The organism is Pantoea sp. T14 (assembly GCF_036663535.1).
Taxonomy (GTDB): domain Bacteria; phylum Pseudomonadota; class Gammaproteobacteria; order Enterobacterales; family Enterobacteriaceae; genus Pantoea; species Pantoea phytostimulans.
Map to the genome: position 1 here is coordinate 1 of NZ_JAWUEB010000023.1, position 24,908 is coordinate 24,908.

At 52.2% G+C, this 24,908-nt stretch carries 23 protein-coding genes; 15 read left to right on the forward strand and 8 right to left on the reverse strand.

Going from position 1 to position 24,908, the window contains the following annotated elements:
- Positions 1 to 632: 632 nt before the first annotated feature.
- The 4 genes from hemY to hemC are packed head-to-tail and all read right to left on the reverse strand — an operon-like array spanning position 633 to position 4,668.
- A complete protein-coding gene (hemY, locus tag SC127_RS11010; RefSeq protein WP_243079719.1) occupies positions 633 to 1,829 on the reverse strand; it encodes a protoheme IX biogenesis protein HemY in 1,197 nt (398 codons plus the stop codon).
- A 2-nt stretch (positions 1,830 to 1,831) separates the two neighbouring features.
- On the reverse strand, positions 1,832 to 2,965 hold the full coding sequence (gene hemX / locus SC127_RS11015; RefSeq protein ID WP_332626437.1) for a uroporphyrinogen-III C-methyltransferase: 1,134 nt from the start codon (positions 2,963 to 2,965) through the stop codon (positions 1,832 to 1,834).
- Positions 2,966 to 2,989: 24 nt separating this feature from the next.
- Complete coding sequence (gene hemD / locus SC127_RS11020) at positions 2,990 to 3,730, reverse strand: uroporphyrinogen-III synthase (RefSeq protein ID WP_243079717.1); 741 nt, start codon at positions 3,728 to 3,730, stop codon at positions 2,990 to 2,992.
- Positions 3,727 to 4,668: a hydroxymethylbilane synthase gene (hemC, locus tag SC127_RS11025; protein ID WP_243079716.1), complete on the reverse strand. Its 942-nt coding sequence runs from the start codon at positions 4,666 to 4,668 to the stop codon at positions 3,727 to 3,729. The genes hemD and hemC overlap by 4 nt, the downstream gene beginning before the upstream one ends.
- Positions 4,669 to 4,984: 316 nt before the next feature.
- Between hemC and SC127_RS11030 the strand changes: the two genes are divergently transcribed.
- From SC127_RS11030 to SC127_RS11070, 10 genes are all read left to right on the forward strand, one after another.
- Positions 4,985 to 7,543: a class I adenylate cyclase gene (locus tag SC127_RS11030; protein WP_215847984.1), complete on the forward strand. Its 2,559-nt coding sequence runs from the start codon at positions 4,985 to 4,987 to the stop codon at positions 7,541 to 7,543.
- 147 nt (positions 7,544 to 7,690) lie between these two features.
- Positions 7,691 to 7,891 carry an LPS translocon maturation chaperone LptM gene (gene lptM / locus SC127_RS11035; RefSeq protein WP_243079715.1) on the forward strand — a complete coding sequence of 67 codons (201 nt, stop codon included), beginning with the start codon at positions 7,691 to 7,693 and terminating at the stop codon, positions 7,889 to 7,891.
- A 29-nt stretch (positions 7,892 to 7,920) separates the two neighbouring features.
- Positions 7,921 to 8,745: a diaminopimelate epimerase gene (dapF, locus tag SC127_RS11040; RefSeq protein ID WP_243079714.1), complete on the forward strand. Its 825-nt coding sequence runs from the start codon at positions 7,921 to 7,923 to the stop codon at positions 8,743 to 8,745.
- On the forward strand, positions 8,742 to 9,446 hold the full coding sequence (locus tag SC127_RS11045) for a DUF484 domain-containing protein (protein WP_215847982.1): 705 nt from the start codon (positions 8,742 to 8,744) through the stop codon (positions 9,444 to 9,446). The genes dapF and SC127_RS11045 overlap by 4 nt, the downstream gene beginning before the upstream one ends.
- Complete coding sequence (xerC, locus tag SC127_RS11050) at positions 9,443 to 10,348, forward strand: tyrosine recombinase XerC (protein WP_243079713.1); 906 nt, start codon at positions 9,443 to 9,445, stop codon at positions 10,346 to 10,348. The genes SC127_RS11045 and xerC overlap by 4 nt, the downstream gene beginning before the upstream one ends.
- Complete coding sequence (yigB, locus tag SC127_RS11055) at positions 10,345 to 11,061, forward strand: 5-amino-6-(5-phospho-D-ribitylamino)uracil phosphatase YigB (RefSeq protein ID WP_243079712.1); 717 nt, start codon at positions 10,345 to 10,347, stop codon at positions 11,059 to 11,061. Before xerC ends, yigB begins: the two co-directional genes overlap by 4 nt.
- 54 nt (positions 11,062 to 11,115) lie before the next feature.
- Complete coding sequence (uvrD, locus tag SC127_RS11060) at positions 11,116 to 13,278, forward strand: DNA helicase II (RefSeq protein ID WP_243079711.1); 2,163 nt, start codon at positions 11,116 to 11,118, stop codon at positions 13,276 to 13,278.
- 66 nt (positions 13,279 to 13,344) lie between these two features.
- A complete protein-coding gene (ysgD, locus tag SC127_RS22585; RefSeq protein ID WP_370661507.1) occupies positions 13,345 to 13,401 on the forward strand; it encodes a YsgD/CorL family protein in 57 nt (18 codons plus the stop codon).
- Between the two features lie 188 nt (positions 13,402 to 13,589).
- Complete coding sequence (gene corA / locus SC127_RS11065) at positions 13,590 to 14,543, forward strand: magnesium/cobalt transporter CorA (RefSeq protein ID WP_215847978.1); 954 nt, start codon at positions 13,590 to 13,592, stop codon at positions 14,541 to 14,543.
- 97 nt (positions 14,544 to 14,640) lie between these two features.
- Entirely contained in the window at positions 14,641 to 15,699 is a 1,059-nt protein-coding gene (locus SC127_RS11070) for an AbrB family transcriptional regulator (RefSeq protein ID WP_243079710.1), read from the forward strand.
- Here SC127_RS11070 and rarD read toward each other — a convergent pair.
- Complete coding sequence (rarD, locus tag SC127_RS11075; RefSeq protein WP_332626446.1) at positions 15,664 to 16,569, reverse strand: EamA family transporter RarD; 906 nt, start codon at positions 16,567 to 16,569, stop codon at positions 15,664 to 15,666. The two genes, SC127_RS11070 and rarD, sit on opposite strands and share 36 nt — an antisense overlap.
- Before the next feature lie 54 nt (positions 16,570 to 16,623).
- Positions 16,624 to 17,094, reverse strand: coding sequence for a thioesterase family protein (locus tag SC127_RS11080; RefSeq protein ID WP_215847976.1), 471 nt, complete (start codon positions 17,092 to 17,094; stop codon positions 16,624 to 16,626).
- Positions 17,095 to 17,289: 195 nt separating this feature from the next.
- Between SC127_RS11080 and pldA the strand changes: the two genes are divergently transcribed.
- The 3 genes from pldA to rhtC are packed head-to-tail and all read left to right on the forward strand — an operon-like array spanning position 17,290 to position 20,655.
- Positions 17,290 to 18,168 carry a phospholipase A gene (pldA, locus tag SC127_RS11085; protein WP_215847975.1) on the forward strand — a complete coding sequence of 293 codons (879 nt, stop codon included), beginning with the start codon at positions 17,290 to 17,292 and terminating at the stop codon, positions 18,166 to 18,168.
- A 24-nt stretch (positions 18,169 to 18,192) separates the two neighbouring features.
- Positions 18,193 to 20,019, forward strand: a complete 1,827-nt coding sequence (gene recQ / locus SC127_RS11090; RefSeq protein WP_215847974.1) for an ATP-dependent DNA helicase RecQ — start codon at positions 18,193 to 18,195, stop codon at positions 20,017 to 20,019.
- 12 nt (positions 20,020 to 20,031) lie between these two features.
- A complete protein-coding gene (gene rhtC, locus SC127_RS11095; protein WP_332626450.1) occupies positions 20,032 to 20,655 on the forward strand; it encodes a threonine export protein RhtC in 624 nt (207 codons plus the stop codon).
- A gap of 59 nt (positions 20,656 to 20,714) precedes the next feature.
- Here the strand turns inward: rhtC and rhtB are convergent, their stop codons facing one another.
- Positions 20,715 to 21,338 carry a homoserine/homoserine lactone efflux protein gene (gene rhtB, locus SC127_RS11100; RefSeq protein ID WP_215847973.1) on the reverse strand — a complete coding sequence of 208 codons (624 nt, stop codon included), beginning with the start codon at positions 21,336 to 21,338 and terminating at the stop codon, positions 20,715 to 20,717.
- Positions 21,339 to 21,452: 114 nt separating this feature from the next.
- On the opposite strand from rhtB, the gene pldB reads away from it, so the two are divergent.
- Positions 21,453 to 22,445 carry a lysophospholipase L2 gene (gene pldB, locus SC127_RS11105; protein ID WP_243079707.1) on the forward strand — a complete coding sequence of 331 codons (993 nt, stop codon included), beginning with the start codon at positions 21,453 to 21,455 and terminating at the stop codon, positions 22,443 to 22,445.
- Between the two features lie 55 nt (positions 22,446 to 22,500).
- Entirely contained in the window at positions 22,501 to 23,301 is an 801-nt protein-coding gene (gene yigL, locus SC127_RS11110) for a sugar/pyridoxal phosphate phosphatase YigL (RefSeq protein ID WP_243079706.1), read from the forward strand.
- A gap of 50 nt (positions 23,302 to 23,351) precedes the next feature.
- On the opposite strand, the gene glpT is transcribed toward yigL, so the two are convergent.
- Positions 23,352 to 24,692 carry a glycerol-3-phosphate transporter gene (glpT, locus tag SC127_RS11115; RefSeq protein WP_332626453.1) on the reverse strand — a complete coding sequence of 447 codons (1,341 nt, stop codon included), beginning with the start codon at positions 24,690 to 24,692 and terminating at the stop codon, positions 23,352 to 23,354.
- Between the last annotated feature and the right edge of the window lie 216 nt (positions 24,693 to 24,908).

A 24,908-nucleotide genomic window follows, 5' to 3' on the forward strand; every position in this document is an offset into this window, starting at 1 on the left:
CTTCAGCAACGGCCCGCAGGGCGCTTCTCAGCGAGAAGCGTAATCCTCTCTCGCCGACCACTTTTAGAAACCTGCTTCCTGAAGCAGGTTTTTTTTCGCCTGTAGAAAAGTCGCGGAGTGATTTAAGCGTGCTGTCGTTGATGTGAGACGAATAATCTTTTGTTTAATAAGGTATTTACTTGGTTTTACTGAGATTGTCTCTGAATGGATACAGCCTTTCTCTTACCTGTCGCTTTTAACCGACACACTTTTCGTTTCCCGTAATTTTCTCTCTTGTCTGTCAGTTTTAACCTACAGATAGATAATGATTTTTTAGGAATATCCCAATCTGGCACGATTTATGCAATAATATCTTTGTAGATGCTCATTCCACCTCTTATGTTAGCGGATGCTACATAAACCTGGGAATGACGCAGAGCCAATTTTGGGTACCTGTTGTCTGCCTGCCTGTATCGCGTGAGCTTTACAGGATCAAGAGACACCACGTTGAGTCGGGTACCGTCCAGTTGTCTTATCGACCTGATCTTACACCTGCTTATGGCAGGTGTTTTTTTATCTGCAATATGGCAATAGACAATAAAAGTGACAGGCAAAAAAAAGCCGGGCAAGCCCGGCTGTACACATCCTACCTATTACGCGTTAGGATTATTTTTTAGCGTCAGCAATAAACCTTCCCGCCGCATTTTCGCCGCTTCTTCTGGGCGACGCAGACGATCGTATACATCTGCCAGCCAGGCGTAATCAAAAGCATCTGGGCGCTGCGCCAAGGCTTGCTGTAGCGCTTCGGCGGCCTGCTGCCATTCACCATGACGCATTAACAACTGACCCAGCGTACTGTGCAGTAGTGGCGTTGCGCCGTGTTGCTTGATCTGCAGTCGTAACGCTTTTTCCAACGCTTCTGGGTTTCCGCTTTTGATGCGAGGCATCAGCAGCACCAGACGATCGTCGTAGTGGCGTTTCAATCCTTCCAGCACGATTTCCTGCGCAGTGTCGTGGTCATCACATTCAATGAGATGGTCCGCCATCGCCACCTGCAGTGCCGTTTCCTGACGCGTTTTGCGGCTCAGGTTATTCCACCAGCGCTTCAGGCCATCGCTGCCTTGATCGGCCATCGCCTGACTCATCAGGCCAAGCCAGGCTTGCTGTTGCAGTGCGGTACGTTGGTTGTCATCGCTAACCTGCGCTTTCTGCATTGCAGGCAGAATATCTAACAATGCGCTCCACGCTCCGGTACGGATGTAGGCCTGTACTGCAAGACGTAACACTTCAGGATGGCGCGGCGCCACTTCCAGCAAGCGATCTATGCTATGACGCGCGGCATGATCTTCATTGCGGGCCAGTTGAATGCGGGCGCGAGTAATTTCGACAGGAATAGTATTGTTTTCAGAGAGTTCAGATGCACGTTCAAGATGCTGATTTGCTCGCACTTCATCACCACGCTGTTGCGCTGCTTCCGCTGCCAGCAAGTAGTTCGCTACGGGCACATCCGCATGATCGGCATCTTTCGACAACAGTTTCTCGACCTGCTTATGATCGCCTTCTGCCAGTTTCATTAATGCTGATTGCGTATGTCGCTGAGCACGGCGACGTTTACGTCCGGTAAACCAGCCGCGTGTACGCGCGCCAGTACGGAACAGACGACGCAACAGCCATTCCACCGCCAGAATCACCAACAAACTAATAATCAAGATGATCACTAAACCGGTCACGCTGGTTTCGACGTTCCAGTTATCCGTCTGAATCAGCACGTAACCTTGATGGCCAGCGATCATCGGTCCAAGGACCACGCCAGCAATCAGCAGCACAAAGAGGATAAATACCTTGAGCATGCTTAGCCTCCCTGCTGATTAGCATCGACGGAAGGTTGCGCTAACAGGTTCCGCACACGGGTCTGCATCAACTGTTCCAGCAGCGGCTGGCTTTCCAGGTTTTCGGGTAAATCCATGTTGATGTTCTGTTGGCTCAACTCATCCAGCTGGGCGAGAAAGGCTTTGGTGGCGGCGTCGTTGGTGTCATACCAGGCACGCACCCAAGTCGAAACGGTATCGATTGATTGTTTGTAGATTTCGTCTTGATGGCGTGGAACAGCCTGCGCAGCAATCAGCAGGCGTGAACGGATATTTTCACGTAAGTAGACATCCTGGTTCGGTGCCAGCAACGGCTGCGCAGTATTGTCGCGGCGGCGGATGGTAATGAAATCATCCATAAAGTTGTGCCAGCTTTTAACCAGATTTTGACGCCATTCACGAACCGAGCTGGAAAGCTCGCCGCCGTCGCTGTCCATCGGGGCATCATCGCTGTCGTTGTCGGCCAAACGCAGATTATCCACGCCGTTCGATAACTGATTCAGCTTGAGAATCGTGCCGTCATAATCGACCTGCGTTACTGCTGACAAGGTACTGATATCTTGCGTTAGCGCACGACGTACATTCATTACGCTAGGATCGTTCATGTCAGCCAAACTGGCATCAGCGCTTTTCAACAACGCTGCTGCCGTGGTGACATCCTGATCGCTCCACAATTTGCGGCCCGCCAGTTTCACCAGATAATCTGCCTGGGCTAACAACCAGCTGCGTACATCATTGCCAGAAATCACCGCCACTTTCTCACGCAGCGTTGTCAGTTCTTTCGCGGAACCTTCCAGCTGAGCCTGCGCCGTTTTCAAGGCGCTTTCAGTGCTGGTTAACTGCTGCGTCAGCTGCTGTTTGTCGCTGTTGGCCTGCTGTTGCAGGGCACTAAGTTGTTCGCTCAGGCTTTGGTTGGTTTGTGCTTGTAAATCGGCCTGATGTTTCCCATTAAGGTATAAACCGGCGCCAATTGCCAGGGCGATCACAATCGCTACCGCACCCAGCACCATGCCACCGTTTTTATTATTACGCGGTGGTTTGTTGCTGGCGGAAGGAGAGCGTTCAACCGCTGGGGTGGTTTCTTCAACCATGGCGGAGGAGTCTTTTTGTTCCGTCATATGTGGCACATCCCATTGTTAAGTTCAGCGTAACGCACGCAGCAGCGCGTCGTTATCGGCACCATCGGCTACCTGAATATCCTGCCAACCCAAATTTGCGGCCAGGGTAGCCAAACGTTCACTGACGACTAGCAGCCGACAGTTAAGCAACCATTCCTCACGGTCAATTGCGGGGAACAGCAAAAAAAGTTGTTGTAACATTTCACCGCTGGTCACGACTAAAGTAGTAACACCGCGCTCTCGCCAGCGTTTGCCTTCTATCGCCCCGTCATAATGCTTTTGGCAGCGCTGATAACATTCACTAAACAGGACGTCCGCGCCCCGGCTGCGTAAAGTGTCTGCGAGCAACTCCCGACCCTGATTACCCCGCAATATCAAGGCGCGCTTATGGCCTACACGCTGCAACACATTCAGCTGGATAAGTTCTTCGCTGGTTTCTTGCGCGTGGGGATAGGTCACATGCAGGCCGCTAATAGTGTGAAACGCCAGCGCGGTGCTGCGGCCAATTGCATAATAGTCTACGTCGGCGGGCCACGCTGCGCCTGCGTGTTGCATCGCGGGATGGACAAAGTGGATAACCTGCTGCGACAGCATGAAAACCAAATCGCCGGGACGTAAACCTGCCAATTGTTGTGGCAGACGATCAAGATCGCCGCCCGGCGCGAATTCAATCAGCGGCAGGCTCCAGGCCTGTTTACCCAGCGCATGCAGACGTGTTACTAATTCTGCCGCAGCGGGCTCCGGGCGGGTCACCAAAATGGTCATGCAGGCGGTTGGCCTTGATAAACGTCACGCAGAATTTCACGCGCGCCACCTTCTAACAACTCTTCCGCCAGTGAGGTTCCCATTTGCTCAGCTTGATCGCGTGGGCCACGGCGCTCGCCGCTGACCATCACGCTACCATCCGGCGCACCTACCATGCCGCGCAGCCAAAGTTGATCACCTTCTAGCAGCGCAAAGCTGCCGATAGGAACCTGACAACCGCCCTCGAGGCGTGTATTCATCGCACGCTCAGCTTTTACACACACGGCCGTGTCTTCGTGATTCAGCGCTTGCAGCAAGCCAATCAGCGTCGTGTCATCAAGGCGGCATTCTATGCCCACCGCACCTTGGCCCACCGCAGGCAGAGAAATCTCTGCAGGCAAGGGTTGGCGAATGCGATCGGCCAGACCTAAACGTTTTAGCCCGGCTGCGGCGAGAATAATGGCATCATATTCACCGGCATCCAGCTTGCCCAGGCGCGTTCCAACATTGCCGCGTAAGGTTTTAATCACTAAATCAGGGCGGCGTGCGCTGATCTGACATTGGCGTCGCAAACTGGAGGTACCCACTATCGCACCCTGCGGCAGTTCGTCGATTGAGGCATAATGATGAGAGACAAACGCGTCACGCGGATCGTCGCGTTCACAAATGGTCACCAGTCCCAAACCTTCGGGGAAATCCACCGGCACATCTTTCATTGAATGCACCGCCAGATCGGCACGATTTTCCAGCATAGCCTGTTCGAGTTCTTTAACGAACAAGCCTTTACCGCCGACCTTAGCCAGCGGCGTATCAAGAATAATGTCACCTTTGGTGACCATCGGAACCAGCTCAACGCGTAAGCCTGGATGGGCGCTCATGAGGCGCTGCTGTACATATTGTGCCTGCCACAAAGCGAGTGGACTCTGTCTTGTAGCAATTCTGAAAATTTTGTCTAACATGCTGTTAACCATTTTGATCGTTCACCGAATATCCTATCATCGATAGGGGAATGCTGTCAGTTTCAACGGATTGAAAACAGTCCGCTCTCAGATTTCGCCCGTGTTTATCACGGTGGAGCTTTGAGCCAGAGTCTGAAAAGGCAGGACGCCAGCAGGAACGTGCTAAACTGTTAAGTAGCGCAACTTTCTTTACGGTCAATCTGCCGAGTGATAGATTGATCACGTTTCCAGCAATAATCTGCACGACATCTTGATTATAAAGCGGCAGATTTTGGAAACAGGGTGCTTAAACATTAGGACAATCAGGCGAAACGTCTTGTACCTCTACATTGAGACACTGAAACAGAGACTGGATGCTATCAACCAGCTGCGTATTGATCGCGCGCTGGCTGCCATGGGACCCGCTTTCCAGCGCGTCTACAGTCTGCTGCCAACCTTATTACATTATCAACATCCGCTGATGCCGGGTTATCTTGAAGGTAACGTTCCACATGGCATCAGCTTCTTCACGCCTGAAGAAAACCAGCACCGTTTGCTGGCTGACTTGACCGGCGATCATGACCTTACGTTGGCTGATACGCCGAAAGGGCAAATGCCGATTACCGGCATCTATTCCATGGGCAGTACGTCATCCGTAGGACAAAACAGCATATCGGATCTTGATATCTGGGTTTGCCATCAATCCTGGCTCGACAATGAAGAGCGCCTCAATCTGCAACGTAAGTGTACCTTGCTGCAGAAATGGTGTGTGTCGATGGGCGTAGAAGTCAGTTTCTTCCTGATTGATGAAAACCGTTTTCGACATAACGAAAGCGGTAACCTCGGTGGCGAAGACTGTGGTTCAACACAACATATTTTGTTGCTGGATGAATTCTACCGCACCGCGGTTCGCATGGCAGGTAAACGTATTCTGTGGAATATGGTTCCAGGCGAAGAAGAGCATCATTATGACGAATACGTCATGTCGCTTTATGCCAAAGGTGTGCTGACACCCAACGAATGGTTGGATTTAGGCGGCCTCGGCACGCTGTCGGCAGAAGAGTACTTCGGTGCCAGCTTGTGGCAGCTCTATAAAAGTATCGACTCGCCTTATAAAGCGGTGTTGAAAACCTTGCTGCTGGAAGCGTACAGCTGGGAATACCCCAACACGCAGTTGCTGGCGATGGATATCAAGCAACGTCTGCATGATGGTGAAATCGTCTGCTTCGGTCTTGATCCTTATTGCATGATGCTGGAACGCGTCACGCACTATTTGACCAGCGTTGACGATCAGCCACGCCTTGATTTAGTGCGCCGCTGCTTCTATCTCAAAGTGTGTGAAAAGCTCACCAGTGAAGAGCATTCACATCGCACCGGCTGGCGCCGTGAGATTTTGTCGCAGCTGGTTAAAGAGTGGGGCTGGGACGAAGAAAAACTGGCCATTCTCGATAATCGTGCAGGCTGGAAAATCGAGCGGGTTCGTGAAGCCCATAATGAATTACTGGATGCGATGATGCAGAGTTATCGCAACTTGATCCGCTTTGCGCGCCGCAACAATTTAAGTGTCAGCGCCAGCCCGCAGGATATCGGCGTGCTGACACGTAAACTGTACGCAGCGTTTGAAGCGTTGCCGGGTAAAGTCACCTTGGTTAACCCGCAAATTTCGCCCGATCTTTCGGAAGAGAATCTGACCTTTATCCATGTGCCGCCGGGACGTGCCAATCGTTCCGGCTGGTATTTGTATAATCAGTCGCCGGACATGAACTCGATCATCAGCCATCAGCCGCTGGAATATAACCGCTACCTCAATAAACTGGTGGCGTGGGCGTGGTTCAACGGGTTAATGACCAGCAAAACGCGGCTGCATATAAAAGGTAATGAGATTTGCGACTTGGCACGTTTGCAGGAGCTAGTGAATGATGTTTCCAGCCATTTCCCGCTGCGTGTGCCTTCACCTACGCCAAAAGCGTTGTACAGCCCGTGCGAAATTCGTCATCTCGCGATCATTGTGAATCTTGAATACGATCCCACCTCGGCGTTTCGTAATCAGGTAGTGCATTTTGATTTCCGTAAGCTGGATGTGTTCAGCTTTGGTCAACAGCAGCAATGTCTGATTGGCAGCATCGATCTGCTGTACCGCAACTCGTGGAATGAAGTACGTACGCTGCATTTCAGCGGCGAGCAGGCGATGATTGAAGGATTGAAAACCATTCTGGGCAAAATGCATCAGGATGCCGCGCCACCCGATACGGTAGAAGTATTCTGCTACAGCCAGCATCTGCGTGGTTTAATTCGTACTCGTGTGCAGCAATTGGTGTCGGAATGCATCGAATTGCGCCTTTCCAGTACGCGACAGGAGCCGGGCCGCTTTAAAGCCTTGCGTATGGCGGGTGAAACCTGGGGCCTGTTCTTCGAACGCATGAGCGTCTCGGTGCAGAAGTTGGAAAATGCCGTCGAGTTTTATGGAGCGATTTCCAACAACAAACTGCATGGCTTGTCGATTAAAGTCGAAACCAATCAGACGCCGCTACCGCCGGTCGTCAACGCTTATGCGAGTGAAGGCATCATCCAGTTCTTCTTTGAAGACACCACCGATGAGCGTGGTTTTAATATCTATATTCTGGATGAAACTAATCGGGTTGAGGTTTATCACCACTGTGAAGGCAGTAAAGAGGAGCTGGTGCGTGACGTTAGCCGGTTCTATTCATCTTCGCATGACCGGTTTACCTACGGCTCCAGCTTTATCAACTTTAACCTGCCGCAGTTCTATCAAATTGTGAACACCGGCGAGCGTTTCCAGGTGATTCCTTTCCGCAGCCAGACGCTGACGCAGTTGTGTGCTTCTCAGCCAGACAACGACAACAGCGACTACCAGCCGCGTTATCAGATGCATTGATTCTGGTGGGCCGCACAGCATGAATGCGCGGCCGCCATCTTCACAGCTTGTCACAACGCTCACGCTATTTACGGGGATTTCCTGTTGCTTTTCCGACTTCAACTGCGATGATAAGCATCCAGGTAAAGGACATGAAGAGCATAAAGAATGAAGAAAGTAATTAGCCTGTTGGGAATTGCCTTGGCATTAACGAGCCTTGCAGGCTGTGGGTTAAAAGGACCGCTTTACTTCCCGCCGAAGGATAAGCCGCAAACGCAAAAAACACCGACTGAGTCGCAAAAAACAGAGGCTTCCAAAGCGGATGTGAGCGGATTAGTGACTGACGATTCGAGCACTCAAGCGAACTAATTTCAATGGCGCATCCGGCGGAGCAAAAAATGCAGTTCTCCAAAATGCACGGCCTCGGCAACGATTTCATGGTTGTGGACGCTGTGACGCAAAATGTCTTTTTTTCGCCCGAACTGATTCGCCGATTGGCCGATCGTCATTTGGGTATCGGCTTTGATCAGTTGCTTATCGTTGAGCCACCTTACGATCCTGACCTCGATTTTCACTATCGTATCTTCAACGCAGATGGCAGCGAAGTGTCGCAATGCGGCAACGGCGCACGCTGTTTTGCCCGCTTTGTGCAACTGAAAGGCTTGACCAACAAGAGCGACATCCGCGTCAGCACGCAGGCGGGCCGCATGGTGTTAAGCGTAACGCCGGACGATCTGGTCTGCGTCAACATGGGCTTGCCTGACTTTGAGCCTCAGCAGGTGCCTTTTCGCGCCAACAAAGCGGAAAACATTTATCTGCTCCGCGTTGCTGAACAAACTGTGATGTTTGGCGCGGTATCAATGGGGAATCCGCACTGCGTGATTCAGGTCGAAAGTGTAAAAACGGCACAGGTTGAAGTATTAGGGCCAATTCTTGAAGGCCATGAACGTTTCCCAGAGCGCGTCAACGTTGGCTTTATGGAAATCGTCAATCCTGAACATATTCGTCTGCGCGTGTATGAACGCGGTGCGGGCGAAACCCAGGCGTGCGGTAGCGGTGCATGTGCAGCCGTTGCTTGTGGCATCCAGCAGGGAATTTTGGCACCAAAAGTGCGTGTTGATTTACCCGGCGGCACGCTGCATATCGCCTGGAAAGGGGCTGGAGAACCACTTTACATGACCGGCCCAGCCACACACGTCTACGATGGGTTTATTCATCTATGAAAAATATCGAAGAGCAAGCCGATAATACGGTCTTGCTGGACGATCAAGCCGTTAACGATTACCTGCGGCAAAATCCCGATTTCTTTATCCGCAATGCGCGGCAGGTCGAACAAATGGCAGTGCCGCATCCGGTACGTGGCAGCGTGTCGCTGGTGGAATGGCACATGGCACGTCAGCGCAATCATATCCAGCAGCTGGAAGAAGAGATCACGCTGCTGATGGAGCAAGCCACTAATAATCACCAGCTGTTTGATCGTCTGCTGTCGTTACAGGGACATTTAGCGGCGGCCGATTCTCTGCAGGAGATGTTAAATCGCCTGCACCGCTGGGCGCGTGAGCTGGGCCTGGCGGGTGCAAACATTCGTTTGTTCAATGATCAATGGCGTCTTGGCGCGCCGTCTGATTTTATTCAGCTAAGCCTTTCACGCCAGCTGTTTGAGCCGCTGCGTATTCAACGTTTTGGCAATGAACACCATTATCTCGGCAGCATTAATGGCCCGGAATTGCTGTTGCTGCTGCCGCAAGCCAAAGCGATTGGCTCGGTGGCGATGTCGTTAATGGGCGAACATGGCGATTTGGGCGTGCTGATTTTCAGCAGCCGCGACAGCCAGCATTATCAATCGGGCATGGGCACGTTGCTGTTGCAGCATCTGTCACAAATGATGCCTGAACTGTTGATGCGCTGGGTAGAGCGCGCATGAGTCATTCGCTGCAGGATGCCGTCGACGGATTTCTGCGCTATCTGAAAGTGGAGCGCCAGCTCAGTCCGCTCACGCAAAGCAACTATGCGCGCCAGCTCGCCGCGTTGGTGATTATTGCGAATGAGATGAAAATCAGCGCCTGGGCGACGCTGGAACCGGCACAGGTGCGCAGCATGGCGGCACGCAGTCGCCGCACCGGTCTTTCCGCCAGCAGCCTCGCGCTGCGTCTTTCGGCGTTGCGCAGTTTTCTTGACTGGCAAGTCAGTCAGGGCATGTTAAGTGCCAATCCTGCAAAAGGCATTGTTACCCCGAGAAAAGCGCGTCATTTACCTAAAAATATTGATGTTGATGAAGTGAATCAGCTGCTTGAGATCGATCTTGATGATCCGCTAGCGGTACGCGATCGCGCCATGCTGGAAGTGATGTATGGCGGTGGATTGCGTCTTTCTGAACTGGTAGGCATGGATTGTCGCCATGTCGATATGGCTTCAGGTGAAGTCTGGGTAACAGGTAAAGGCAGCAAAGAACGCCGCGTACCGATTGGTCGTACTGCTGTAACCTGGCTTGAACATTGGCTGCCGCTGCGCGCCAGCTTTGGCTGCGAGGATGATGCGCTGTTTCTCTCCACGCGTGGCTGTCGTATATCGGCGCGTAACGTGCAGAAGCGCTTTGCGGAGTGGGGCATCAAGCAGGGCGTAGCCAGCCATATCCATCCGCACAAGCTTCGCCACTCTTTTGCAACCCATTTACTTGAGTCGAGTGGCGATCTCCGTGCGGTGCAGGAGCTGTTGGGGCATGCCAATCTTGCAACTACGCAAATTTATACCCATCTCGACTTCCAACATCTGGCTTCGGTGTACGATGCTGCCCATCCCCGCGCCAAACGAGGAAAGAAAGAATGAAGTTTTATCGTCCCTTACGTGCCATCAAAGCCATGACTTTTGATCTCGATGACACGCTTTACGACAATTATCCGGTGATACGTAAAACCACCGAAGAATCCCACGCTGCGCTACAGGCGTTCCATCCCTCGCTGCAAACTTTCACGGCGGAAGCGTATCAGGCGTTGCGTGATGAATTGCTGCTGCGGGAGCCCGATATCTACCATGATGTGTCGGAATGGCGTCGTCGTTCGGTTGAGCTGGCGATGTTGAATGCTGGCATTCCCGCAGAACAAGCCTTTGCCGGGGCTGCGCAGGTGATGGAGGTTTTCCATCAATGGCGTAGCGAAGTGAAAATGCCAGAAGAGACGCATCAAACGCTGAAAATGTTGGCGGAAAAAGTGCCGCTGGTGGCCATCACCAACGGCAATGCGAAGTTAGAAAAGTTGGGAATTGCTGACTACTTCCAGTTTGCGTTGCGTGCCGGCCCGGATGGTCGCGCTAAGCCATGGGAAGATATGTATCATCTGGCCGCAAAACGTTTGAACATCGCGCCGGAACACATCCTGCACGTGGGTGACGATCTCACTACCGATGTGGCCGGATCGCTGCGCTGCGGCATGCAAGCCTGCTGGATCAACCTGCGGCAGGGCAATCTTATGCACATCAATGATGCGCGCCTGCTGCCGCATGTTGAAATTTCACAGTTGGCATCGCTCACCTCACTGCTATAATGGCTGTAAATATATCCAGTCTTTTGCTTTACACTCTCTGACTTATTGGTGCTTATGGACGTTTCTGAACTGCTCGACGGTTTGAATGACAAACAGCGCGAGGCCGTTGCGGCCCCGCGCAATAACCTGCTGGTATTAGCAGGCGCGGGCAGCGGAAAAACGCGCGTTCTGGTGCACCGTATCGCCTGGCTGCTCTCGGTGGAAAACTGCTCGCCTTACTCAATCATGGCAGTAACGTTCACCAATAAAGCCGCCGCAGAGATGCGTCACCGTATCGAACAGCTGATTGGCACCAGCCAGGGCGGAATGTGGATCGGCACTTTCCACGGTTTAGCGCACCGCTTGCTGCGTGCGCATCATCTGGATGCTAATTTGCCGCAGGATTTTCAGATCCTCGATAGCGAAGACCAGTTGCGTCTGTTAAAGCGACTGATCAAAGCGATGAATCTTGATGATAAGCAATGGCCTGCGCGTCAGGGCATGTGGTACATCAACGGCAAAAAAGATGAAGGGCTGCGTCCAAAGCATATCGAAAGCTATGGCAATCCGGTGGAGCAAACCTGGCTGCGTATTTATCAGGCTTATCAGGAAGCGTGTGATCGTGCTGGATTGGTGGATTTTGCCGAGCTGCTGCTGCGTGCGCATGAACTCTGGCTTAACAAGCCGCACATTCTGAATCACTACCGCGAACGTTTTACCAACGTGCTGGTGGACGAGTTTCAGGATACCAACAACATTCAATATGCATGGATCCGCATGCTGGCAGGTGACAGCGGACGCGTCATTATTGTCGGTGATGACGATCAGTCGATTTACGGCTGGCGTGGTGCGCAGGTCGAGAACATTCAGCGCTTCCTGCAAGATTTTACTGGCGCAGAAACTATCCGCCTTGAGCAAAACTATCGCTCAACCAATAATATTCTGAAATCGGCTAACGCCTTGATCGCGAATAACAACGGTCGCCTCGGCAAAGAGCTGTGGACCGATGGCAGCGACGGCGAGCCGATTTCAATTTACTGCGCCTTTAATGAGCTGGATGAAGCGCGCTTTGTGGTGAATCGCATCAAAGCCTGGCACGAAAACGGCAATGCGCTGATAGATTGCGCCATTCTCTATCGCAGCAATGCTCAGTCACGCGTGCTGGAAGAAGCCTTGCTGCAAAGCAGTATGCCGTACCGTATTTATGGCGGTATGCGCTTCTTCGAGCGTCAGGAAATCAAAGACGCACTGGCCTATTTGCGACTGATGGCCAACCGTAACGATGACGCGGCCTACGAGCGCGTCGTCAATACCCCCGTTCGTGGCGTGGGCGATCGTACGCTGGATGTCGTGCGGCAAACTGCGCGGGAAAAACAGCTGACGCTGTGGCAAGCGACGCGTGAATTATTGCAGACGCGCGCCTTAGCGGGTCGAGCGGCGTCCGCGCTGCAACGCTTTTGTGAGCTGGTTGATTCGCTGGCAACCGAAACCGCAGAAATGCCGCTGCATGTACAAACCGATCGGGTCATAAAAGATTCAGGTCTGTGGATGATGTACGAGCAGGAAAAAGGCGAAAAAGGCCAGGCGCGTATCGAAAACCTTGAGGAACTGGTCACGGCAACACGCCAGTTCAGCTATCAAGATGAAGACGAAGATTTGATGCCGCTGCAGGCATTTTTATCGCATGCTGCGCTGGAAGCGGGCGAAGGCCAGGCGGATAAATGGCAGGATGCGGTGCAGTTAATGACGCTGCACTCAGCTAAAGGGCTGGAGTTTAGCCAGGTCTTTATCGTTGGCATGGAAGAGGGCATGTTCCCTAGCCAGATGTCGCTGGATGAAGGCGGACGTTTGGAAGAAGAGCGTCGTCTTGCCTACGTTGGCGTGACGCGCGCCATGCAAAAACTGACGCTGACCTACGCTGAAACCCGTCGCTTATATGGTAAAGAGGTGTATCACCGTCCTTCGCGCTTTATCGGCGAATTACCGGAAGCCTGCATTGAAGAAGTACGTTTGCGTGCCAGCGTAACGCGCCCGGTCAACCATCAACGTATGGGAACGCCAATAACGAAAAACGACAGCGGCTTCGCGCTGGGGCAGCGAGTAAAACATGCCAAATTTGGTGAAGGAACCATCATCAATCTGGAAGGCAGCGGCGAACACAGCCGACTTCAGGTGGCGTTTCAGGGGCAGGGAATCAAATGGTTAGTTGCTGCTTACGCCAAACTGGAAACGCTTTAGCATCGGTTGACGACTTTTTCGTCTCAGCGTAACATGCGCCCACTATTATCATGAGAGGACAATGCCTTGGACACGCCCAGTCGATGCTGGCTCGAATACCTGGTTAACAGGAATAACATCTAAGGCTACCTCTTTACGCGGGTAGCCTTAGCGGTTATCAGCGACCTCCCTTCTTTAATCTCGTCGCATGAGTCAGCACTGATTTACCCTTGAAACGTGAGTTTCCGTGTTCAGGTGTTAGCCGTGCCCGTTCTGCTTTGTAGAACGGCGTACTGGCTTGTCCCATTAAGTCTGCAATGGGGAGTATTGCTATGCTGAGCGCATTTAAACTTGATCACAGCCGCCTGACGCGTCTTGAACTGGAAGACGAAACGCACCAACTCACTTCTTCAGTCTGGGTCGATTTGATCGAACCGGAAGAGGGCGAGCGTGAGCGGGTACAAACTGAGTTAGGCCAAAGTCTGGCGACGCGTCCTGAACTGGAAGATATCGAAGCCTCTGCGCGTTTCTTCGAAGATGAAGATGGCCTGCATATTCACTCCTTCTTCTTTTATGAAGATGCAGAAGATCACGCTGGTAACTCCACTGTGGCGTTTACCATTCGTGAAGGCCGTCTTTATACGCTGCGTGAGCGCGAACTGCCGGCGTTTCGCCTCTATCGCATGCGCGCCCGTAATCAAACGCTGATCGACGGCAACGCCTTTGAACTGCTGCTCGATCTGTTTGAAACCAAAATCGAACAGCTGGCGGATGAAATCGAAAACATCTACAGCGCGCTGGAAAAACTGAGCCGGGTGATCATGGAAGGTCAGCAGGGCGAAGAGTACGATCAGGCGCTGTCGCGTTTGGCAGAGCTGGAAGATATCGGCTGGAAAGTGCGTTTGTGTTTGATGGATACCCAGCGTGCGCTCAACTTCCTGGTGCGCAAGGCGCGTTTACCGGGCAATCAGCTGGAGCAGGCGCGTGAAATCCTGCGCGATATCGAATCACTGTTGCCACATAATGAATCGCTGTTCCAGAAAGTGAACTTCCTGATGCAGGCGGCAATGGGTTTTATCAACATTGAACAGAACCGCATCATCAAGATCTTCTCGGTGGTTTCCGTGGTCTTCCTGCCGCCGACGCTGGTGGCATCAAGCTACGGCATGAACTTCGAATTCATGCCTGAGCTGAAATGGAGCTTTGGTTATCCGGCAGCAATTGGCCTGATGATCCTTGCGGGGCTGGCGCCTTATCTCTATTTCAAACGTAAAAACTGGTTGTAATCTTTGTTACGGGCCGTTTATTACGGCCCGTTTTACTGGCTCCCGCTGGCAATTCTGCGTAATCTAAATCCTCGTTTCCTCAATACATTTCTCCCTTATGGATTCTCTCTCGTTGCGCGCGCAATGGACTTTGCTGCTGTTCGCGTCAATTTTATTGGGTGCGCTGTTCCACTATTTTCATGTTCCTGCCGCGCTGTTGCTTGGGCCGATGATTGTCGGCGTGGTAATGGGATTGTCAGGCGCAACGCTACGTATCAATAAGCGTTTTTTCCTGCTGGCGCAGGCAGTATTAGGCTGCATGATTGCGCAAAGCCTGTCGCCATCCATCCTGACGCCGCTGCTGCAAGACTGGCCGATCGTGTTAGCGGTATTGGTGTTGACGCTGGCCGCTAGCGGTTTATCTGGTTTTCTGCTGGTGCGTTTTAGCCATTTACCCGGACCAACGGGTGCATGGGGATCGTCGCCCGGTGGCGCTTCTGCGATGGTCGCAATGGCGGGGGATTTTGGCGCGGACGTCCGTCTGGTGGCTTTCATGCAATATTTACGCGTACTTTTTGTCGCCACGGCGGCGGCGATTGTGGCGCGTATAGGGCTGGGTGATACCGCGCACAGTGTTGAGCTGCTCTGGTTCCCGCCGCTGAATCAGGGGTTTTGGGTCACGCTCGGCGTGATGTTTGCTGGCGCATGGCTCGGCACCCGGCTGCGTATTCCTTCTGGTGCGCTGCTTCTGCCTGCGTTGGTCGGTGCCGCTCTGCACTCAACCGGTGTCGCGCTGTTGCAGGTGCCTGAATGGCTACTGGCGCTGGCGTATGCGTTAATTGGCTGGAGCGTCGGCCTGCGCTTTACCCGACCGGTGTTTTTATTGGCGCTACGGACTTTGCCGCAAATGATCATCTCAATCATCGGGCTGATGCTGTTGTGTGGCGGTTTAGCCTGGATGCTCACGCGGGTATTACACATTGATTTGATGACAGCCTATCTCGCCACCAGCCCCGGCGGGCTTGATACGGTGGCGATCATCGCGGCGGGTAGCCGGGTCGATATTGCTTTTGTGATGGCGTTACAAACGCTGCGCTTGTTCACCATTTTGCTGACCGGCCCAGCATTAGCCCGCTTTATTTCACGCTACGCCCACACGCGAGCGAGCGCGAATTGAGGTGGAAACCGCATCGTAGACAAACACCAGCAGTGCCAGCCAGATGAAACCAAAAGTCACCATTTTATCTGGCGTGATGGTTTCACCATAAAAAAGCACCGCCAGTAAAAACATCAGCGTTGGACCGAGATACTGGAAAAAGCCGACGGTGGAAAGGCGCAGGCGACTACACGCGGCGGCGAACAGCATCAGCGGAATGGTAGTAATAATACCGGCTGCAATCAGCTTTATATTCAAGCTCATTGGGTTCGCGCCCAAATGGCTGGTGCTGCTGTCGGCAAAACCAAACAGGTAAATTGCCGCCAGCGGAAACAGCCACAGCGTTTCGATCAACATTCCGCTCTGCGCATCAACCTGAATCTTTTTACGCACCAGACCGTAAAAAGAGAAGCTCAAGGCCAGGCCCAGCGCGATAATGGGCAGCGATCCAAACTGCCACAGCTGCACGACAACACCCAGCGTCGCCAGAAATACCGCCAGCCATTGCAGACGACGGAAGCGCTCGCGCAGAAACAGCATGCCGAATACCACGTTGATCAGCGGATTAATAAAGTAGCCAAGGCTGGCTTCCAGCATGTGCTGATTATTTACCGCCCAGATGAACAGCAGCCAGTTGCCGCCGATAGTCAGCGCGGTGGCCGCTAAAATCAGCACTGTTTTGGGCTGACGTAATACACCGCGAACGACTCCCCAACTGCGGCTTAGGGTGATCAAAAGCAACATAAACAGTGCAGACCAGATCACCCGATGCGTCATGATTTCAGTCGGTGGGACTTCTTTTACCAGTTTGAAATAGGCGGGTGCGATGCCCCAAATAAAATAAGCGCCAAGAGCAAAGCCAATGCCCTGGCGCGTTTGTTGCGTATCCATAGACCTTCCGAAAACGACTATCCAAAAAACGGCGACGCTTGCACGTCGTATAAGTTATCCAATCAAATAGGTCGCGGTTGCCGTGGCGATGTAATCGCCTTGCTGGTTATGCAGCTCAACGCGTGCGACCGCCACTTTATTACCGGCGCGCAACAGGCTGCTGGTGGCGGTAAATCGCTCACCGCGCCCAGGCCGTAAATAATCTACGCGCATATCAATGGTTCCCATGCGCGACAGACGCTGACGCAACTCATCTTCGCTGATACTTTCCTGACGAGTCAGAGCATTGCTCACACAAACCATGCCTGCTGCAACGTCCAGCACTGAAGCGATAACGCCGCCATGCAAAATTGCCTGAGCAGCGTTACCCACCAGCATGGTTTTATTAGCGAAACTCAGCTCCGCATAATCTGGCTCCAGTCGTTCCAGCTCAAGTCCTAACGCTTGGTTAAAGGGCATATGATAAACAAAAATTTCGCCGATAAGACGGCGCGCTTCCTGCTGAGTCAGCAGTACTGATGACATGGTTTTTTTCCTGAAAAATAACGCTAACGTGGCGCCCAAATGTTAATGAGATGTGTATTCTATGCCGCTAGCGAGAGGCTTTCCAGTTTAGGAAATCAGCGCTCATATTAAGCGCCATTTGCGTGTAGAATGGCCTGCTTTTTAAGACACCCACACCGCTCTTTTCAAATACGCAGCGTTTCACCGGAGAATTTTATGCGTAAGCATCGCGCCTTGTTGGCGGCAACGTTGTTACTTCCTACTTTGGCGCAAGCAGAAGAAGCCACGGTTAAAGAGATCCATGACGTACCGCAGGTTCGCGGCAGCATTATTGCGAACATGTTGGAAAAACATGATAACCCGTTTGTGCTGTATCCGTATGAGAGCAACTATCTACTCTATACCTATACCAGTGATATCAATAAAGAGGCGATCTCCTCTTACAATTGGGCCAAAGAAGCGCGTAAAGATGAAGTGAAGTTCCAGCTCAGCCTGGCCTTTCCGCTGTGGCGCGGGATTTTGGGTGACAACTCGGTGCTGGGTGCATCTTATACACAACGTTCATGGTGGCAGCTGTCGAACCAAAGCCAGTCTGCTCCGTTTCGTGAAACCAACTACGAACCGCAAATTTTCCTTGGCTGGGCGACCGATTACTCGTTCGCAGGCTGGACGTTACGTGATGTTGAAATGGGCTTTAACCATCAATCGAATGGTCGCAGCGATCCCACTTCGCGTAGCTGGAACCGTCTGTATGCCCGCCTGATGGCACAAAACGGCAACTTCCTCGCCGAAGTGAAGCCGTGGTACCGTTTACCGGAAAGCAGCAGCCGCGATGATAATCCCGATATCACCAAATATATGGGCTATTACCGTCTCAAACTCGGCTATATGATGGGCGACAGTATTTTCAGTATGGAAGGTAACTACAACTGGAACTCCGGCTTCGGTGGCGCGCAGTTGGGTTGGAGTTATCCCATCACGGAACACGTGCGTTTTTACACCCAATTATTTAGCGGTTATGGTGAATCGCTGATCGACTACGATCATCGCCAGACGCGTATTGGTGTCGGCGTGACGCTGAACGACCTCTTCTGACCAACGACTTAAAGCAGGAATAGCGTGGCAACCTCGGCAGTTCTTAATCAGGAAGCGCTGGCACAGCAAGTATTACAAGATACTTTCGGCTACCAGCAGTTTCGTCCCGGTCAGCAAAGCATTATTAATGAAGCGCTGAACGGGCGAGATTGTCTGGTGGTGATGCCTACTGGCGGCGGTAAATCGCTGTGTTATCAGATCCCCGCGCTGGTGCAGGAAGGGCTGACGCTGGTGGTGTCGCCGCTGATTTCACTGATGAAAGATCAGGTGGATCAGCTGCTGGCAAACGGTGTGGCGGCGGCTTGCCTGAATTCGACGATGACGCGTGAGCAGCAGCAAGCGGTAATGGCAGATTGCCGTACTGGCCGCATTAAGCTGCTCTATATCGCACCAGAGCGCCTGATGATGGATAACTTCCTCGACAGTCTGGCGCACTGGCAGCCAGCAATGTTGGCTGTTGACGAAGCACACTGTATTTCGCAATGGGGCCACGATTTCCGCCCGGAATATGGTGCATTGGGAAAAATGCGTCAGCGCTTTCCCGATTTGCCGGTAATGGCCTTGACCGCTACCGCCGACGAAACCACGCGTAATGACATCATTAACCTGCTGCACATGCACGATCCGCTTATCCAGATCAGCAGCTTTGATCGTCCCAATATTCGCTACACGCTGGTGGAAAAATTCAAACCCACCGAGCAGCTGTTGCGTTACGTCCAGGATCAGCGAGGCAAGTGCGGCATCATTTACTGCAACAGCCGAGCAAAGGTTGAAGACACCGCTGCGCGTTTGCAGAGCCGTGGCCTGAGCGCAGGTGCCTATCACGCAGGCATCGACAGTGAACAGCGCGCTCGCGTGCAGGAAGCGTTCCAACGTGACGACTTACAAATAGTGGTCGCCACGGTGGCGTTTGGTATGGGAATCAACAAGCCCAACGTACGTTTTGTGGTGCACTTCGATATTCCGCGCAATATCGAATCCTATTATCAGGAAACCGGTCGCGCCGGGCGTGATGGGTTGCCGGCAGAAGCGATGATGCTGTACGACCCGGCTGATATGGCATGGCTACGTAAATGTCTGGAAGAGAAAGTACCCGGTCCATTGCAGGACATTGAAAGGCACAAGCTGAATGCGATGAATGCGTTTGCAGAAGCACAAACCTGTCGCCGTCTGGTGCTGCTTAATTACTTTGGCGAGGGTCGCCAGCAGCCGTGCGGCAACTGCGATATCTGCCTTGATCCTCCTAAGCGGTATGACGGTTTAGTTGAGGCGCAAAAAGCGTTGTCAGGTATTTATCGTGTCGGTCAGCGTTTCGGCATGGGTTACATTGTCGAAGTGCTGCGTGGGGCAAACAATCTACGTATTCGCGAACAGGGCCACGATAAATTACCGGTTTATGGACTCGGCAAAGATCACAGCCATGAGCATTGGGTCAGCGTGCTGCGTCAGCTCATCCATTTGGGATTTGTGACGCAAAACATTGCTATGCATTCCGCTTTGCAGCTGACGGAAGCGGCGCGACCGGTATTACGCGGTGAAGTACCGTTGATGCTGGCGGTACCGCGACTGATTACCGCCAAACCCAAGAGCAATAGCTCAGCGAAATTTCATGGCGGCAATTACGATCGCAAGCTGTTTGCCAAATTGCGCAAGCTGCGTAAAGCCATTGCCGACGAAGAAAACATCCCGCCTTATGTGGTATTCAACGATGCAACGCTGATTGAAATGGCAGAACAGATGCCGGTGAGCGCATCAGAGATGTTAAGCATCAACGGTGTAGGTCAACGCAAGCTGGAGCGTTTTGGTAAGCCATTTTTGGTGATGATTAAAGAACATCTTGATGAAGAGTAAAGGACGCTAATTATGTTGATGTTATTCGCTACCGTTGCGCTGGTTCATTTGGTTGCACTGATGAGCCCTGGCCCGGATTTCTTTTTTGTCTCTCAAACTGCCGCCAGTCGCTCACGTAAAGAGGCGATGATGGGTGTGTTTGGTATCACGCTGGGTATTGTGATCTGGGCGGGTGTAGCGCTGATGGGCTTGCATCTGATTCTGGAAAAAATGGCCTGGCTGCATCAGATCATTATGGTCGGCGGCGGTCTTTATCTGCTGTGGATGGGATGGCAGCTGATGTGCTCAGCACGCCAGCGCCACAAGCAGTCTCAGCCCTCTGAGCCGACGGTCGCGCTGCCGAAAAAAGGCATGAGCTTCCTGAAAGGTTTTCTTACTAACCTCTCGAATCCAAAAGCGATCATCTACTTCGGCAGCGTGTTCTCGCTGTTTGTTGGTAATGATGTCGGCGCGATGGAGCGCTGGGGATTATTCCTGCTGATCATCGGCGAGACGTTTGCGTGGTTTACGTTGGTAGCGGCTATTTTTGCCATGCCGTGGATGCGTAGCAGGTATCAGCGTTTAGCGAAATGGATAGATGGTATGGCAGGCGTACTGTTTGCTGGATTCGGCATTCACTTGATTATTTCGCGGTAAGAACGGCTTTGCTTGCCCGTTCGCTCCCGAACGGGCTGGGCAATATTCAGCAGGATAAATCAGGCAATCTTTCTCGCGCTGGCCAGCAACACACCAACGGCCATAAACATCCCACCAAATAGACGATTCAGCAATTTCATCTGCTTTGGCCCCTTAATCCACACGGCAATGCGTGTCGCTAAGGTGGCATAACCAATCATCACGATGATATCGACGACCACTGTGGTGATGCCCAGCACCAGAAATTGTGCCAGCTGTGGCTGATGCGGCAGAATGAACTGCGGAAACAGCGCGGCCAGGAACACAATACTTTTCGGGTTGGTGAGATTCACCAACACGGCACGTTTGAACAGACGGCGTCGCGGCATGGCTTTAGAAACCGCATTGAGATCAATGGCACCGGCGGAGCGCCATTGTTGTATGCCAAGCCAAACCAGATAAGCGGCGCCAGCCCATTTCAACATCTCGAACGCCAGCAGCGATTGAGAAAACAGTGCGCCGAGACCCACGCCCACCAAAACAATGTGCAGCGACAGCCCAAGCTGCAGGCCCGCTATCGAGGCAACTGTCCCGCGATAGCCGTGACTGATGCCCGTGCTCATGGTGTTAATTGCGCCAGAACCTGGCGATAAACTGAGAATTGAGGTGGTGAGAAGATAGGTCAGCCACCATTCGATGGTCATGGGTTACGTTCCCTGTATCGACGGAAGTGTGACACAATACGCCAGAAATAAGCGCGGCGCTATGGGCGACACGCGGCGAATCAGACTCTTTTTTCAGGGCAAACAGGAGGGTGAATGAATCAACACAAAGCCAGTTGGCTTCGGCGTGAAAAAGCATTTGCCGCCTTTGCAACCGGGCCTTTACTGGATTTTTGGCACGGCCGAGAAGAGTGTGAGTTTATTGGGGTAGAAAACCTGACTTTGCGCTATGTGCGCTTCACCTCGCCGCAACATAAGCGCGTTATCTTGATTGTGCCGGGCCGCATCGAGAGTTACGTAAAATATCCCGAGCTGGCGTACGATCTGTTTCATTGCGGTTTCGATGTGATCATTCTCGATCATCGTGGTCAGGGAAGATCGGATCGTTTACTGGAAGATTCGCATCGTGGACATGTGGACGAATTTACCCACTACGTTGATGATTTGGAAACGCTCTACTTAAAAGAGATCGTTGGTGGCCATTATCAACAGCGCTATGCTTTAGCGCACTCTATGGGCGGCGCAATTTTGACGCTGTTTTTGGCGCGTCAGCCGCAGGCTTTTCACGGTGTGGCATTGGTTGCCCCGATGTTCGGTATTGCCTTGCCGTTACCGGAGTGGATGGCGCACCGTATTCTTGATTGGGCTGAAAAACGCCCGACCCTGCGCGATGGTTATGCACTAGGCACAGGACGCTGGCGAGCGCATCCGTTTGGCATTAACCGCCTGACACACAGCGCGGAACGTTATCGCCGTAATTTGCGTTTTTACGCTGACGATCCGGCGATTCGCGTCGGCGGGCCCACCTATCATTGGGTTCGCGAAGGGATTCATGCCGGACGTAACATTATTAGTCAGGCCGATAAAATCACGACGCCGGTGCTGCTGTTACAAGCCAGCGACGATCGTGTCGTCGATAACCGTTCGCAGGATCTCTTCTGCGCCGCGATGGCGTCTGCAGGTCATCCATGCGCAGGCGATAAGCCGCTAGTTATAGAAGGTGCGCGGCATGAGATCTTGTTTGAAAAAGACGAAATGCGCGCCGAAGCGCTGAACGCCGTGGTCGACTTTTTTTCAGCCCACTGCTAACTCTTTCATTTACCTTGCTGGCTGCAGCCACCTGAATTAAATACCCGAGGTTTTCATGTATTACATCGTTGCATCCGACCTGGATGGCACGCTGCTTTCTCCCGAACATCGCATCACACCGTTTGCCCGCGAAACATTGCAACAACTGGTGGCACGCAATATTCACTTCGTTTTCGCTACGGGCCGCCATCACATTGATGTTGGTCAGATGCGCGATAAACTGGGTATCCCGGCTTACATGATCACGTCTAACGGTGCGCGTGTTCACAATGCCGATGGTGAACTGATCTTTAGTCACAATCTGGATCAGGACATCGCGGGCGATCTTTACGGCCTGCAATATCATCACCCTGAAATTCTGACGCACGTTTATCGTGACGACGAATGGTTTGTTAGCCGTTCGCGTCCGGCAGAACAAGATTATTTCCGCGAATCGGTGTTCAATTATCAGGTTTACGAGCCAGGCATGCTGCCAACCGACGGTATCAGCAAGGTCTTTTTTACCTGTGAAAATCCTGAGCATCTGATTCCCATGGAGCAGGCGATTGAAGCACGGTGGGGCGACCGCGTTAACGTTAGCTTCTCGCTGCCGACGTGCCTGGAAGTGATGGCGGGCGGCGTTTCCAAGGGCCATGCGTTGGAAGCGGTGTCAAAGCTGCTCAACTACTCCTTGAAAGAGTGCATCGCTTTTGGGGACGGCATGAATGATGTTGAAATGCTGAGTATGGCGGGCAAAAGCTGCATCATGCTGAATGCTGCCCAGCGTTTAAAAGATACCTTGCCTGAAGTCGAAGTGATTGGCAGTAATGTCGAGGACGCTGTGCCGCAAACCTTGCGCGCTCTGTTTTTATCATAGATAAACGTTTGAAAGAAAAAGGCCGGTTAACCGGCCTTTTTTGTGTCGACTCAGGCCAACTGTTTTTTGTGTTTATGTTCGCTGACCATTGTCAGCAGCAGCAGAATCACTGCTAACACGCAGCCGACAATCATCACTAAAAATCCACCGTCCCAGCCGAAATAATCCACCGTGTAACCCACGATAGCGCTGGCTGCAACCGAACCGCCCAGATAGCCGAATAAACCCGTAAAACCTGCCGCTGTGCCTGCCGCTTTTTTCGGTGCCAACTCCAGCGCATGCAGGCCAATCAGCATTACCGGGCCGTAAATCAAGAAGCCGATAACGATCATACAAGCCATATCAATGCTGGGATTACCTGGCGGATTTAGCCAGTAAACCACTGTAGCGATGGTCACCAATGTCATGAAGAACACACCGGTTGCACCACGATTGCCACGGAAGACTTTATCTGACATCCAGCCGCACAGCAGGGTGCCGGGAATGCCAGCGTATTCATATAAGAAGTAAGCCCAGGAAGATTTATCCAGGCTGAAATGTTTGACCTCTTTGAGGTAAGTCGGTGACCAGTCAAGAATGCCGTAACGCAGCAGATAAACAAACACGTTAGCCAATGCGATGTACCACAACAGTTTGTTGGGTAAAACATACTTCATGAAGATCTGTTTAGCCGTGAGTTCCTCTTCATGGCTGGCGTCGTAATCCACCGGATAATCGTTTTTATACTCTTCAATAGGCGGTAAACCACAGGATTGGGGCGTGTCGCGCATTAAAGCAAAAGCAATAATTGCGATCGCAATCGCACCAAAAGCAGGCATATACAGCGCCGCTTTCCAGTCATTGAACCAAGCCATGCCGAGCAGGAAAAGCAGTGGAGGAATGCCGCCGCCCACGTTATGTGCGCAGTTCCACACCGAAACAATGCCGCCGCGCTCTTTTTGCGACCACCAATGCACCATAGTACGACCACACGGTGGCCAGCCCATTCCCTGAAACCAGCCACACACGAACAGCAGCACAAACATCACCATGATGCTGGACGTTGCCCAAGGCACAAAGCCCATTATCAGCATCACAGCCGCAGCCAGAATCAATCCAGCCGGTAAGAAAACGCGTGGATTCGAGCGATCCGAAACGGAACCCATGATGAATTTGGAAAAGCCATACGCGATGGAAATACCGGAAAGCGCGAAACCCAGATCGCCACGGGAAAATCCTTGTTCTACCAAATAAGGCATGGCGAGAGCGAAGTTTTTTCTGACCAGGTAGTAAGCGGCGTAGCCAAAAAAGATGCCAATGAAAATTTGCCAGCGCAGGCGGCGGTAAAGCGGATCGATATATTCGTCAGCAACCTGCGACTTATGGGGCGCGGGTTTAAAGATACTCAGCATAGGAGTGGCCCTCCGGGCGCATTATGGTTTTCGTTCCCAGCAACGTGGATTATAAAAATAAGATTTACTCTGGTGTTCCATTTCGCGCACAGAATAATAATGGTTGCGTAGCGTTACTGTGATGAATCGCGCATTTGTTACAGTTTTGTGACAGTAAAGCGCGTTTAAATCCAAAAAATGGATCATTACGCGCGTTTTATCGAGAGGGCATGAAGT

Bases quoted from the DNA above. Each gene is read 5' to 3' on its own strand.
- SC127_RS11045 (WP_215847982.1), top strand. From the start codon at position 8,742: ATGAAAAATATCGAAGAGCAAGCCGATAATACGGTCTTGCTGGACGAT.
- hemC (WP_243079716.1), bottom strand. From the start codon at position 4,668: ATGTTAGACAAAATTTTCAGAATTGCTACAAGACAGAGTCCACTCGCT.
- rhtC (WP_332626450.1), top strand. From the start codon at position 20,032: ATGTTGATGTTATTCGCTACCGTTGCGCTGGTTCATTTGGTTGCACTG.
- hemX (WP_332626437.1), bottom strand. From the start codon at position 2,965: ATGACGGAACAAAAAGACTCCTCCGCCATGGTTGAAGAAACCACCCCA.
- hemY (WP_243079719.1), bottom strand. From the start codon at position 1,829: ATGCTCAAGGTATTTATCCTCTTTGTGCTGCTGATTGCTGGCGTGGTC.
- uvrD (WP_243079711.1), top strand. From the start codon at position 11,116: ATGGACGTTTCTGAACTGCTCGACGGTTTGAATGACAAACAGCGCGAG.
- SC127_RS11080 (WP_215847976.1), bottom strand. From the start codon at position 17,094: ATGTCATCAGTACTGCTGACTCAGCAGGAAGCGCGCCGTCTTATCGGC.
- corA (WP_215847978.1), top strand. From the start codon at position 13,590: ATGCTGAGCGCATTTAAACTTGATCACAGCCGCCTGACGCGTCTTGAA.
- rarD (WP_332626446.1), bottom strand. From the start codon at position 16,569: ATGGATACGCAACAAACGCGCCAGGGCATTGGCTTTGCTCTTGGCGCT.
- SC127_RS11070 (WP_243079710.1), top strand. From the start codon at position 14,641: ATGGATTCTCTCTCGTTGCGCGCGCAATGGACTTTGCTGCTGTTCGCG.
- dapF (WP_243079714.1), top strand. From the start codon at position 7,921: ATGCAGTTCTCCAAAATGCACGGCCTCGGCAACGATTTCATGGTTGTG.
- lptM (WP_243079715.1), top strand. From the start codon at position 7,691: ATGAAGAAAGTAATTAGCCTGTTGGGAATTGCCTTGGCATTAACGAGC.
- pldA (WP_215847975.1), top strand. From the start codon at position 17,290: ATGCGTAAGCATCGCGCCTTGTTGGCGGCAACGTTGTTACTTCCTACT.
- hemD (WP_243079717.1), bottom strand. From the start codon at position 3,730: ATGACCATTTTGGTGACCCGCCCGGAGCCCGCTGCGGCAGAATTAGTA.
- xerC (WP_243079713.1), top strand. From the start codon at position 9,443: ATGAGTCATTCGCTGCAGGATGCCGTCGACGGATTTCTGCGCTATCTG.
- glpT (WP_332626453.1), bottom strand. From the start codon at position 24,692: ATGCTGAGTATCTTTAAACCCGCGCCCCATAAGTCGCAGGTTGCTGAC.
- rhtB (WP_215847973.1), bottom strand. From the start codon at position 21,338: ATGACCATCGAATGGTGGCTGACCTATCTTCTCACCACCTCAATTCTC.
- yigB (WP_243079712.1), top strand. From the start codon at position 10,345: ATGAAGTTTTATCGTCCCTTACGTGCCATCAAAGCCATGACTTTTGAT.
- pldB (WP_243079707.1), top strand. From the start codon at position 21,453: ATGAATCAACACAAAGCCAGTTGGCTTCGGCGTGAAAAAGCATTTGCC.
- yigL (WP_243079706.1), top strand. From the start codon at position 22,501: ATGTATTACATCGTTGCATCCGACCTGGATGGCACGCTGCTTTCTCCC.